Origin of the sequence: Virgibacillus sp. NKC19-16, assembly GCF_021560035.1 — a bacterium.
Lineage (GTDB): Bacteria > Bacillota > Bacilli > Bacillales > Amphibacillaceae > Virgibacillus_L > Virgibacillus_L salidurans.
The window spans coordinates 1,964,356-1,976,927 of the sequence record NZ_CP074373.1 but is presented as its reverse complement, the minus strand read 5'-3'; the positions used below and the strand labels follow the sequence as shown (position 1 = coordinate 1,976,927).

Below are 12,572 nucleotides of genomic sequence, written 5' to 3'. Positions count from 1 at the left end.
GGTGGACGAAAACCTTACTGAATATTTAAGTTCAAATAAAACAATTATTCAGGTTGTGTTAAGGGATTATCTTCAAAAACTCGATATCCCCACCCAACTGAAAGAATCCATGCTTTATTCGGTTGAAGGGCGCGGAAAAAGGCTTCGACCTATTTTAGCACTGGCTAGTTATGAGGCATACAGTAAGGATGTTGTTACGAAAGTATATTCATCAGCAGTCGCTTTAGAAATGATTCATACCTATTCGCTTATTCATGATGACCTTCCAGCACTGGATAACGATGATTATAGGCGGGGTGAACTGACAAATCATAAAGTATTTGATGAGGCAACTGCCATTCTTGCTGGGGATGCGTTATTAACATATAGCTTTGAAATCATCTCGAATGACCCCCTCTTAAAAGATAATCAAAAAGTAGAACTCATTAAACGATTATCCCATTCCAGCGGACCTTCCGGAATGGTGGGTGGACAACTACTAGATTTAAGAGCAGAAAACAATCCGATCACATTAGAGGAGCTGGAAAATGTCCATGCACTGAAAACAGGGGAATTAGTAAATTTTGCGATCTTTGCAGGTGCTTTTCTTGGAAATGCTACAAAAGAGCAATTAAGCCACCTGAAACAATTTGCTTACTATTTAGGTTTAATTTTTCAAGTGCAGGATGATATTCTGGATGTAACAGGTGATCCCAAGAAGGTTGGAAGACCTGTTGGTAGTGATGTAGAAAACGAAAAAAGTACATTTCCAAAAATTCTCGGATTAGAAGGCGCTATTCAAAAAAAGAGCGAATATGTAAATATAGCGGAAGAAGCACTTAGAAAAGCAGATGCACAAGATTCTCAATTAATGGCTTTAACCCATCATTTTAGTCAAAGAGACCATTAATATTTAAGAACTTCTTGTATAGAATTTTTTTCAATATCATGTTATAATATAAGCATATAAGGAATGGTGCAGTATTCTAGTCAGTCCTCCGTTCCTGAAGGCGGGCCTAAAAATCCGCCAAAGGGCATATCGATGAAGTTCCTTGTGTTGGCTTGAGGCGCCCAGCCTTGGGTCGATGCTGGGAGTTAAGGTTTTCGGGCGATCCGCAAAGGCATGTGGGCGTTGACCCGATTACCGTGGAGGCCCATCTCTGTAGTGGTGACCTGAGCTAGGAGCCATTATGGAATGGGGTATGAACCTGCTGAACTGGAATTAGGGACGTCCAGTTTGCAGCGTAGCCTGCCTTGAGTGGTGATGAGGGGATTAGAGCCTACTATAACAATACAGGTGGCCACTGAATTGTTGTTTTTATCTCTATGAAATCAGCATTGCAAAAGAGGCTAGGGTTCGGTTAAAGACTGGTGAGGAAATCTCCTAGACTGTTTGAAGACTTTTAAAAGGGATTATAGTGTGGACTAAGTGGTAATCCAGTCGAACTTCCGGTGACGGAGTTCAGGTGAATTTAATGGGGAACCGCCCTAGATGGCAACATGGGGTAAGCACCGGGGAAAACCTACTGGACCTAAGCCGCAGTTTTAACCTTTTAGATGACCATTCCTTACTTACATAAAATTTTACTTTGAGGCTGATTATGGATATAAAAATAAAGAAATCGCTTAGATTTAGTTTAACTATCGCCGTTATCACATTTGTGTTAGCGGCTATTTTTTCAATGATATCTTCAGCTATCCTGAATGGAGTCGTATGGATCGTTGGTTTGATAATCGTATTAATCATCGTATTTATCGGAGTGATCTTTGATATGCTGGGAATTGCTTCTACGGCGGCAGATGAAAAACCGTTTCATGCAATGGCAGCAGAAAAGGTGAATGGTGCGAAGGAAGCTGTGGTTATTGTACGAAATGCAGACAAATTTGCTAGTTTCTGTAATGATGTTATCGGGGATATTTCCGGGATCGTAAGTGGTACAGCTACTGCCGTCGTTGTATTACAAATTTCTAATTTATTTGGTGGGGGAGAAGGCTCAACATCTCAGATCGTTTTATCTGTTGTCTTAACAAGTTTGGTTGCGGCACTTACTGTTGGAGGTAAAGCCGTTGGTAAAACGTTTGCTATTAACTCTTCCACTAGAATCATCTTTTTTGCCGGGAAAGTTGTTGCCATTTTAGAAAATAAATTTAAAATACGTATCTTTTCTGATGAAAATAAAAAGAACCCATCAGGACAAAAGGAATCATAAAATGAGTAAAAAACGTTTAGCTGAATTATTAGTAGATAGAAATTTAATTGAAACCAGCGAGAAGGCCAAGCGGGTTATTATGGCAGGTCTTGTATTTTCCGGACAAGTTCGCTTGGACAAGCCGGGGATGCAGGTTGATGATACAATTCCCATAACCGTTAAAGGTAAACAGATTCCATATGTAGGACGGGGCGGGTTAAAGCTTGAAAAGGCCTTGCATTATTTCTCAGTTTCTCTTGAGGGCAAAATCATGCTAGATATTGGATCTTCTACCGGCGGATTTACGGATTGTGCACTGCAAAATGGTGCGTTGCAAAGTTATGCGATTGATGTTGGCTACAACCAATTAGACTGGAAGTTAAGAAATGATAACAGAGTCATTGTAATGGAACGGACTAATTTTCGTTATGTAACACCGGATATGCTTGCATCCAGCACACCTGATTTCGCATCCATTGACGTGTCGTTTATTTCCTTAAAATTAATCTTTCCAGTTCTCAAACAGTTATTGGCTCAAAACAGTGATGTTATAGCACTCGTTAAACCACAATTTGAAGCTGATAGAGATCAGGTTGGTAAAAAGGGAGTTGTGCGTGATAGGTCAGTGCATCTAAATGTTTTAAAGAAAGTCATTGATTTTGCCCATAATGAAGCATTTGAACTGTATGATCTTACACACTCACCGATAACAGGCGGTGATGGTAATATTGAATTTTTGATATGGTTTGGCTGGAAAAAACGGGCGGAAGGATATACAATCACGGATGAAGAGCTGGAACAAGTAGTTGATGAAGCGCATCGTGAATTGAAATCCATTTAGTACAGCGTTACATTTTTCTAAGGTGGTGGTCTGCAAATGAGTAAGATACAGCGTCATATAAAGATTCGTGATTTAATTACGAATAACGAAATAGACACACAGGATGAACTTGTCGACCGGTTAAAAAATCTGGGGTATAATGTCACGCAGGCAACCGTTTCCCGGGATATAAAAGACCTGCATCTTGTAAAAGTTCCATCGACAAATGGACAATACAAATATAGCCTTCCTGCAGACCAACGATTTAACCCCTTGGACAAGTTAAAACGTTTAATCATGGATGCGTTTGTGAAAATTGATCATGCCAGCCATTTTATCGTTTTAAACACACTTCCGGGCAATGCGCATGCGGTAGGAGTATTAATCGATAATTTAGATTGGGAAGAAATTATGGGAACGATATGTGGAGATGATACTTGTTTAATTATTTGTAGAACAGAAGCGGATACGGAAATAATTAAAGATCGTTTTTTAAGTATGTTGTAAGTGTAAGTTCTTTTTTATAATGGGGTGTAATACATGTTAACAGAATTATCCATTCGTGATTTTGCAATAATTGATGAAGTATCCATTACATTTAATGACGGGCTTACTGTTTTATCCGGAGAAACCGGTGCAGGTAAATCAATTATTATTGATGCAGTTCAATTATTGGCAGGTGGACGTGGATCTGTAGAGTATGTAAGGCATGAAACAAAAAAAGCAGAAATAGAAGGGCTATTCACCATTGAAAATAAGAATCATCCGATCTACCAGCTTAGCAAGGAGTATGGAATAGAAATAGCGGATGCACAAATTGTCCTTCAACGAACAATAACAGCAAATGGAAAAAGTATATGTAGAGTTAACAGCAAGTTGGTGACCTTGGCTATTCTTAGGGAATTTGGAAAGACACTGATTGATATTCATAGTCAGCATGAAACACAATCCCTGATGAATCCGGAAACGCACATAGAATTACTTGACTCCTATGATCCTGTATCCATAGCAAAGGCAAAAGAAGAATATGCGGATTTATTTAAAAAATTATCTACCCTGAAATATCGATATGAAAAATTTAATGACAATGAACAAGAGATGGCTCACCGATTGGACTTATTGCAATTCCAAATGAAGGAACTGGAACAGGCTAACCTAGTCCCGGATGAAGACGAAGCTCTCGAGGAAGAAAGACTTTCCCTAGCTAATTTTGAAAAGATACATAATGCCCTTTTGGATGCGTACAATGCTTTATATGGTGAACAAAAAGGGCTGGAATGGTTAAGTATCGCTCACCAGTCATTACAGGATAATACCCATTATGATAATTTCATTGCAGAAAAATCGGAGGAAGTATCCAATAGTTATTTTACCCTTGAGGAATTAACTTATGATCTGCGCAATCATATTGAAAGTCTGCAATATAGTCCGGAACGCTTAAATGAAATCGAATCACGCCTAAGTGAAATAAACAGATTAAAGAAAAAGTATGGATCAACTGTAAACGATATACTCGCATATATGGCAAAAATCGAAGAGGAAATTGAGGAAATAACAAATAAGGATTCTCATCTTACAAATCTCGCTGAACAGATTAATGAAACGGCTAAAGATGCTTACCTGGAGGCATGTCAACTTCATAACATTCGAAGGAAAGCCGCTGATTCATTAATGAAGGCTGTTCACCAGGAATTAAAGGGCTTATACTTAGAAAAAGCGTCTTTCTCTATATCTTTTGACCATAAACAACATGAACGATTGATACAAAATAATGATTATACATCCATAGATCTGCATAAAAATGGGTTTGATCATGTCCGCTTTTTGATATCTACAAATACAGGCGAGCCTTTAAAATCATTAAATAAAGTAGCTTCCGGTGGTGAGCTTTCACGAATTATGCTTGTTCTTAAAAAAATATTTGCAAAACATCAGGGTGTAACAAGTGTTATATTTGATGAAGTGGATACTGGGGTAAGTGGACGTGTAGCACAAGCAATAGCCGAAAAAATATTTCAGATATCCAGTGAATCACAAGTTTTATGTATAACACATTTACCACAGGTAGCAGCAATGGCTGATGTTCATAAATTAATTGAGAAGCAAGAGATAGAAAATCGAACAGCAACGCTCGTTTGGGAATTAACAGCAGAAGAGAAAATAGAAGAATTAAGCAGAATGATGACCGGAACGAAATTAACAGAAACAGCAAAAGAACATGGCAAAGAACTACTTGATTTGGCATCTGCATTTAAAAATAAAAAATAGGCATAATATTGATTATAAAGTCAGAAGCTATACTATCTGGCTTTTTTAATTTGATATTTTTTAAACAATCACGTTTAAAAATTTCCGTGATTAGCAATAATCAACAGGTATTCATGCAATTATCTCTCCGTCATGCACTTATTCATATTTTCTCTTATTTATAAAAGGAAATGTTACACATCTTTCTTATGTTTCACCAGTTTAAAACAGGAGTTATTAGGTCAAATTAGAAGTACAGATATAAATAAATGGTATGGGTTAGGAATGAGGAGAGTGAAATGGAAATTGAAACAGTCAAATAAAATTAGAATTAGCGTAGGTGTATTACTCCTCATTGCTTTATTTGCAATTCCTTTTTTAAACCCAATGCAAAAATATCTTTCCATCCCAAATGATATTGTTACCTTTAACAACCAATCACCGATCGAAGTGCCAGGTTTAGGAGATAACGTTCAGGTGAGTGCATCTGACGATAACATTCAAGCGATCGACTCCTCACAATTTTACGCTGAGGAACCGGGAAGTAGCGAGCTGGTATATGATGTTGCCGGATTTCCGATTAAAAAGGTCGATTTATCTGTATTAGATGATATTAGAGTTATTCCGGGTGGCCAATCCATTGGAGTTAACCTTCATACACAGGGAGTGCTTGTTGTCGGTCACCATCAGGTAAATGGACAAAATGGGAATTTATCGCCAGGAGAGGAATCGGATATTAAGGTTGGTGATGTTATATTAGAAATCAATGGGGAATCGATCAATGAAATGGAAGAAGTTAAACCAATTGTTGAAGAAGCAGGAAAAAATAGCGAAAGTTTAGATGTAACGATTAAGAGAGCTGATGAAACCATTGAAACAAAACTGCAGCCAGTATTGGACGATAATGAATATAAAATCGGATTATATATTCGAGATTCTGCTGCAGGTATCGGGACGATGACATTCCATGAACCAGAGTCAGATAAATATGGTGCACTAGGGCATGTTATCTCTGATATGGATACGAAAAAGCCCATCGAAATCCATGATGGAACAATCGTGGAGTCCTCAGTTAGCTCCATTGAAAAAGGAAATAATGGTACACCAGGGGAAAAACAAGCCAGATTTTCCACAGAAGAAAATGAGATAGGAACCATAACGAAAAACAGTCCGTTTGGTATTTTCGGGGAATTAAATGATTCCTTAAACCATGGAAATTATGATGAACCTATGCCAGTTGCATTATCACACGAAGTAGAAGAAGGTCCTGCAAAAATTCTAACAGTTGTTGAAGATGAGGAAGTGGAAGAATTTGAGGTAGAAGTTGTAAGTAGTGTTCCACAGAAATTTCCTGCCACAAAAGGAATGGTTATTCAAATAACGGATCCTGAATTACTTGACGCGACAGGTGGTATCGTTCAAGGAATGAGCGGTAGTCCTATCATCCAGAATGGAAAAATAATTGGTGCTGTTACACATGTGTTTGTAAATGATCCTACTTCCGGTTATGGTGTTCATATTGAATGGATGCTGGAAGAGGCAGGTATAAATGTATCTAACGAAGAAGAACAAAAAGCTGGTTAAAATAAATGGCTCGTTATAACGAGCCATTTATTTTTGATTTCTTGATTTAAAATATTTTATGTATTATGATATATCTATAATTAAATATTTTTCGACAAAACATGTCATAAAACATCGAATTATATCGCATCTAGGCGAAATATTGAGTAAATCAAAGATATATTAAAAAAAACCAATGTTTTTCATATAAAAGAAGGATATTTAAAACTTTTGTAGAATAAGTAAAGGGAAGAAGGCTAAAGAGTCTAAATATATTACATAAAGGAGGAACTTTTTAGGTGAATAAGATATCGGTTGGCTTAGTGGATGATAATAAAGAATTGGTGCAGTTAATGGAGGAGTATTTCGAGGAACAGACAGATATTGAAGTTATTGGTACTGCACACAATGGCAGAGATTGTTTAAATATGCTGGAGGATATGGAACCTGATGTATTGGTATTAGATATTATTATGCCTCATATTGATGGACTAGCGGTTTTAAATAAAATAAGAGAGATGGAAAGAAAAAATAAACCTAATGTTATTATGCTGACAGCTTTTGGTCAGGAAGAAGTAATGAAAAAGGCTGTTGATTTAGGAGCATCCTATTTTATATTGAAACCATTTGATTTGGATAACTTAGCTGAACAAATACGCCAAGTAAATGGAAGCAATATTTTTATTCCTGATCCATTAAATAAAGTGTCTAAAAAAGAGCGCAAGAAACAGGATTTGGAAGCTAATATAACCAATATCATTCATGAAATTGGCGTACCGGCACATATTAAAGGATATATGTATTTACGTGAAGCAATTACGATGGTGTATAACGATATTGAACTTTTAGGATCTATAACAAAGGTACTTTACCCTGATATCGCCAAGAAATTTAATACAACAGCATCCCGTGTGGAAAGAGCAATCCGTCATGCGATAGAAGTAGCGTGGAGCAGAGGAAATATCGAATCTATTTCAGCATTATTCGGATACACTGTCAGCATCTCAAAAGCAAAACCAACGAATTCGGAATTTATTGCAATGGTCGCCGACAGGTTGAGACTAGAACATAAAGCGAGTTAATAACAAATAATAAAATCGTACTGTACCTCTTCGAGGTACAGTACGATTTTATTTGAAGTTTATTCAAAGCTCTTTTCGTAAGTATTGCCTTTAAACCTTCACAATTTATATAAACTGCGACGTAATTTCTTCGCAAACACTGGTTGAGAGCAAGGATACCGCTACGGAAATACATTCCGCTTTCCGCGGGCGGCTGTTGAGCCTCCTTGAGCTACGCTCTGCGGGGTCTCACCTAGGCCTCTGCTCCCGCAGGAGTCTCCATGTATTTCCTCCGCTGGTAGTCAGGTCACTAACGCTAAATTGTTCATAATTTATTAGAAACTTCAAACCACCATATCCAGTTCGGGTGAGCGAAGGGCGGGAATAGCACGTGTCTGAAGACCCCACAGCGGTGGTCTTCCGCGAGGAGGTTGAAGCCGTGCCCGCGGAAAGCATCCGCCCTTCGCTCACCCGAACGGCGATTATAGCAAACAGCAATTGTGTCGCAGTCTACATATTTTGTGTCAAAAGCTATAAATGTTTTCGGTGGGACGAACCTTTGGTGCAGTCCCAATCTTTTAGAAAACAGCCTTATTCAAAAAAGGCGGTGTATAAGGATTGAAGCGCCCGGTCCAGTCCTTCTTTTTCGATTCCGAACATTAAGGACACTTCCGAGGAACCTTGGTTAATCATGACAATATTTACATTCGCTTCAGCAAATGCTGCAGTTGCTTTTCCTGCAATACCTATCGTATTCATTAAACCCTCACCTACAACCATAATTACTGCTAAATCTTTTTGTATGTTTACCATATCGGGATTGAGTTCATTTTTAATTCGACTTATAATATTGTTTTCTTTTTCAGTTGTTAGTTTGCTCTGACGAATAATGACTGACAAATCATCAATCCCGGATGGGGCATGTTCAAATGAAACCCCTTCTTCCTCTATAATTTGCAATAGTTTACGACCAAATCCCACTTCCTGGTTCATTAAATATTTACTCACATATAAACTGCTGAACCCGGTATCACTCGCAATCCCGACTACACATTTCTCGTCTGTCCTTTTTTCCGCAACAATATTTGTGCCTGGAAGATCTGGATTATTGGTATTCTTAATACAGACTGGAATCTGTTCCTTAAAAGCAGGAATGAGTGCTTCATCATGGAATACAGAAAATCCGGCATAAGATAATTCGCGCATTTCTTTGTAGGTTAATGTTGTTATTTTTTTAGGATTACTGACAAAATTTGGATTAACTTTATAGACCGAATCTACATCGGTAAAATTCTCATATAACTCTGCTTTCACTCCTGCAGCAACAATTGATCCCGTTATGTCTGAGCCACCACGTGAAAAAGTCATCAGTCCTCCGCTTTTGGTATATCCAAAGAATCCAGGTATAACTAATATTCCGTCTTTTTTTCGCAGGGAATAAATTTCAGAAAAACTTTCCTGCAGTATATGTGCATTTCCTGGGTCGTTACTAACAATGATGCCAGCTTCCTGCGGGTTTATGTAACTGGCCCCCAGTCCAATTTTATTCAAATATGCACTTAGAATTTTAGCTGAACTATCTTCTCCAATAGCTTTCAGGGAATCGAGCTTTACTGCTGCTCCATCATCTTTTGTTAATACAGCATGTATAGATTGTTCGATATCCGTTACAATAGATTGCGGTAGCTTGAGTTCTTCAATGATTTCGCTAAAGCGATCAGTAATTATATTTACATATTCCGTGTAAGATTCATCATTTTTAAAAGCATTCCCAATCTGGATTAGCATATCGGTGATTTTAAAATCTTCTTTATGTCGTTTACCTGGAGCAGATACGACAATGAATTTTCGATTTGGATCTGTTTTAATGATATTACCTACTTTTTCTATCTGTGTTGCACTCGCAACAGAGCTTCCCCCAAATTTTGCTACTTTCATCTCTAAGAATTCCTCCCAAGTTGGTGATTTTTTATATGATAACATACATTTCCAGATCTGTTTAGGTGAAATTAGAAAACTTGGCTTTTATTATGAAAGCTTTCTGTACTTCCTTAGAAACCGTTATGCTATGGAGTGCAAGCTCTTAAGGTAAAAACCAAAGCCTGCACCTATGCAAATAAGAAAGTTTTATCCTTTTTTATCAATGAAAAAAGATGGAATAAATCTCCATCCTTAATCCGTCCGTTTATGTCGTTTTTGAACAAGATTTTTTTTCCTATCACGATGCACAAGAAAGCCACCTATAAATCCAATTCCTCCCACTAACAACAGGGCACCTACAAAAAATTGAATGCCCGCATGGAAAAAAATCGGATTAAATTCATTAAATAATGTATCACGCATGAGCTTTATCCCATAAGCCGCAAGAATGCCAGGAATGAATAATAATGATACAGCAATGATTCTAACCATTTTATTTCCCCTCTTATGTATATACTAGCGTTAGTATACCAAAAATTTTACGGAATAGAAATGAAATGCAATTTGCTAAAACATGCAAGATATCGTATGATAAAAGCATGCAAAAAAATGCAGGGTGGGATAAAATGAAACGTGTGCTTATTGTTGGGGCAGGCAAGGGCGGAACGTCACTTTTAAAGATCTTGTACGCTGCAAAGCGAATGAAGATCGTAGGTGTTATCGATCATAATAAAGATGCCAGCGGTTTTGGATTGGCGAAAGAATATCATATTCCAATTGATACGAATTGGAAAAACTGGATCGATCAAAATATTGATATTATCATTGAGGCAACAGGTGATGAACACGTTTTAGCGGAAATGATGAAATTAAGAAATAGACATACAGTTATTATTCCTGGAACAGTTGCATACATAATTTCCGAGCTTTTTGATGAAAAGGAAAGCTTATTAGAACGAATAAAGCTACAAATGAATAATCAGGAATTGATCCTAAATAATATCCGTGATGGAATGATTGTTATTAACAATCAAGAAATTGTTCAATTTGTTAATAAGAGCGCTGAAAGAATTGTTGGATATTCCAAGGAAAAGTCTGAAGGTCAGCATATAAAAGATGTTGTTCCTAACACAAGATTACCACAAATTCTACGTAGTCAACGAAAGGAAGTAAACCAGAAACTATTTCTGGAGAATGATAAAAAGGTCATTACTACCCGTATTCCAATAATCAATGCCGATGATCGTTTAATCGGTGCTTTCGCTATATTTAAGGACATAACAGAAGTTATGAATTTAGCGGAAGAAAATACGGATTTAAAAGAAATAAAAACAATGCTGGAAGCGATTATTCAATCGTCTGACGAGGCAATAAGTGTCGTTGATGAAAATGGTAAAGGGCTTATCATAAATCCAGCCTATACCCAAATCACAGGTATGAAAGAAGCGGATATTGTTGGGCATCCGGCAAGTGCTGATATATCTGAAGGTGAGAGCATGCATATGAAAGTACTAAAAACCAGACGTGCTGTCCGCGGTGTACGAATGAAGGTTGGTCCGGGAAAAAAGGAAGTACTGGTAAACGTAGCGCCAGTGATTGTCGATGGAAAATTAAAAGGAAGTGTCGGTGTGCTGCATGATGTTTCTGAAATACAATCATTAACATCGGAATTAAAACGAGCCAGGCAAATCATTCGAAACTTAGAGGCAAAGTACACATTCGATGATATTATCGGAACCTCTCCTGAAATGAGACTAGCATTGGAACAAGCCAAGGTAGGTGCCAAAACCCCTGCAACTGTTTTACTGCGGGGTGACTCAGGAACCGGGAAAGAACTTTTCGCACATGCGATCCATAATGAAAGTGACCGGAAACATAATAAATTTATTAGGGTTAATTGTGCCGCAATCGCTGAATCTATTTTGGAGAGTGAACTTTTTGGATACGAGGAAGGAGCCTTCTCAGGAGCAAAACATGGCGGTAAAAGAGGACTGTTTGAGGAAGCGAATTTAGGGAGCATTTTTCTGGACGAAATTGGGGAACTCTCCTTAAATATGCAAGCGAAGTTACTTCGAGTACTACAGGAAAATGAAATTGTTCGTGTAGGTGGAACGGAGCCAATATCCTTAAATGTACGAGTCATTGCTGCCACCAATATTAATCTGGAAAAGGCAATTATGAATCGATCCTTTCGAGAGGATTTATATTATCGGTTAAATCGCCTTCCTATTTTTATTCCATCTTTACGTGAAAGGATAACTGATTTACCGGAATTAGTTGATCATATTATACAAAAGATTAATGCGGATTATGGAAGAAATGTCCGCTCCATAGGTGAGCAAGCACTTGTTAATTTACAGAAATATCAGTGGCCAGGGAACATACGTGAGCTGGAAAATGTCATTGGTCGAGCTATCATTTACATGGATATGAATGAAGAGGTTATTAAACAGGGACATATCCCTGAATTAGAGGCTCCATCAGCTACGTCAACATATAGTGGGCCGCCGACCAACACTAACCAACCATTGCAAAGCGCTGTTGAAAACTATGAAAAAGAATTCATTTTTGAGGCTTATAAACGGAATAAGTTTAATAAGACGAAGACATCCAAAGATTTAAATATATCCATTCGAAATCTTTATTATAAGTTGGAGAAATACAAAATTGAAAAACCCAGCATGCAATAAACTGCATGTTTGCAAATAATTGCGTTGAGGTGGATCACATAAATGAAGCGCTTACAACATTGGGAAGTTGGCATGACTTTTGCAATAGGAGTAGTAGAGGCAG

Annotated in this window: 10 protein-coding genes; 8 read left to right on the top strand and 2 right to left on the bottom strand. The window is 37.6% G+C overall.

Annotated features, from left to right (window positions below; translation table 11 throughout):
* Position 1 precedes the first annotated feature (1 nt).
* The 7 genes from KFZ58_RS10160 to spo0A all read left to right on the top strand — a co-directional run bounded on the left by KFZ58_RS10160 (position 2) and on the right by spo0A (position 7,880).
* A complete protein-coding gene (locus KFZ58_RS10160) occupies positions 2 to 889 on the top strand; it encodes a polyprenyl synthetase family protein (RefSeq protein ID WP_235791213.1) in 888 nt (295 codons plus the stop codon).
* 691 nt (positions 890 to 1,580) lie between these two features.
* A complete protein-coding gene (locus tag KFZ58_RS10155; RefSeq protein ID WP_235791212.1) occupies positions 1,581 to 2,189 on the top strand; it encodes a hypothetical protein in 609 nt (202 codons plus the stop codon).
* 1 nt (position 2,190) lies between these two features.
* Positions 2,191 to 3,009: a TlyA family RNA methyltransferase gene (locus KFZ58_RS10150; protein ID WP_235791211.1), complete on the top strand. Its 819-nt coding sequence runs from the start codon at positions 2,191 to 2,193 to the stop codon at positions 3,007 to 3,009.
* A gap of 36 nt (positions 3,010 to 3,045) precedes the next feature.
* The gene (gene ahrC, locus KFZ58_RS10145) at positions 3,046 to 3,495 is read left to right on the top strand and encodes a transcriptional regulator AhrC/ArgR (protein WP_235791210.1); all 450 of its coding nucleotides are present in this window, start codon (positions 3,046 to 3,048) and stop codon (positions 3,493 to 3,495) included.
* Between the two features lie 33 nt (positions 3,496 to 3,528).
* Positions 3,529 to 5,256, top strand: a complete 1,728-nt coding sequence (gene recN, locus KFZ58_RS10140; protein ID WP_235791209.1) for a DNA repair protein RecN — start codon at positions 3,529 to 3,531, stop codon at positions 5,254 to 5,256.
* Positions 5,257 to 5,529: 273 nt separating this feature from the next.
* Complete coding sequence (gene spoIVB, locus KFZ58_RS10135; RefSeq protein ID WP_370642259.1) at positions 5,530 to 6,819, top strand: SpoIVB peptidase; 1,290 nt, start codon at positions 5,530 to 5,532, stop codon at positions 6,817 to 6,819.
* 278 nt (positions 6,820 to 7,097) lie between these two features.
* Entirely contained in the window at positions 7,098 to 7,880 is a 783-nt protein-coding gene (gene spo0A / locus KFZ58_RS10130) for a sporulation transcription factor Spo0A (RefSeq protein WP_235791207.1), read from the top strand.
* A gap of 570 nt (positions 7,881 to 8,450) precedes the next feature.
* On the opposite strand, the gene KFZ58_RS10125 is transcribed toward spo0A, so the two are convergent.
* Positions 8,451 to 9,797, bottom strand: coding sequence for an aspartate kinase (locus KFZ58_RS10125; protein WP_235791206.1), 1,347 nt, complete (start codon positions 9,795 to 9,797; stop codon positions 8,451 to 8,453).
* Between the two features lie 234 nt (positions 9,798 to 10,031).
* A complete protein-coding gene (locus KFZ58_RS10120) occupies positions 10,032 to 10,271 on the bottom strand; it encodes a DUF2627 family protein (RefSeq protein ID WP_235791205.1) in 240 nt (79 codons plus the stop codon).
* A gap of 134 nt (positions 10,272 to 10,405) precedes the next feature.
* Here KFZ58_RS10120 and KFZ58_RS10115 point away from each other — a divergent pair, with 134 nt between their 5' ends.
* Complete coding sequence (locus KFZ58_RS10115) at positions 10,406 to 12,469, top strand: sigma 54-interacting transcriptional regulator (protein WP_235791204.1); 2,064 nt, start codon at positions 10,406 to 10,408, stop codon at positions 12,467 to 12,469.
* The last annotated feature ends 103 nt before the right edge of the window (positions 12,470 to 12,572 follow it).

Excerpts from the sequence above, each read along its gene's own strand:
- ahrC (WP_235791210.1), top strand. The coding sequence starts at position 3,046 with ATGAGTAAGATACAGCGTCATATAAAGATTCGTGATTTAATTACGAAT.
- KFZ58_RS10115 (WP_235791204.1), top strand. The coding sequence starts at position 10,406 with ATGAAACGTGTGCTTATTGTTGGGGCAGGCAAGGGCGGAACGTCACTT.
- KFZ58_RS10150 (WP_235791211.1), top strand. The coding sequence starts at position 2,191 with ATGAGTAAAAAACGTTTAGCTGAATTATTAGTAGATAGAAATTTAATT.
- recN (WP_235791209.1), top strand. The coding sequence starts at position 3,529 with ATGTTAACAGAATTATCCATTCGTGATTTTGCAATAATTGATGAAGTA.
- KFZ58_RS10155 (WP_235791212.1), top strand. The coding sequence starts at position 1,581 with ATGGATATAAAAATAAAGAAATCGCTTAGATTTAGTTTAACTATCGCC.
- KFZ58_RS10125 (WP_235791206.1), bottom strand. The coding sequence starts at position 9,797 with ATGAAAGTAGCAAAATTTGGGGGAAGCTCTGTTGCGAGTGCAACACAG.
- KFZ58_RS10120 (WP_235791205.1), bottom strand. The coding sequence starts at position 10,271 with ATGGTTAGAATCATTGCTGTATCATTATTATTCATTCCTGGCATTCTT.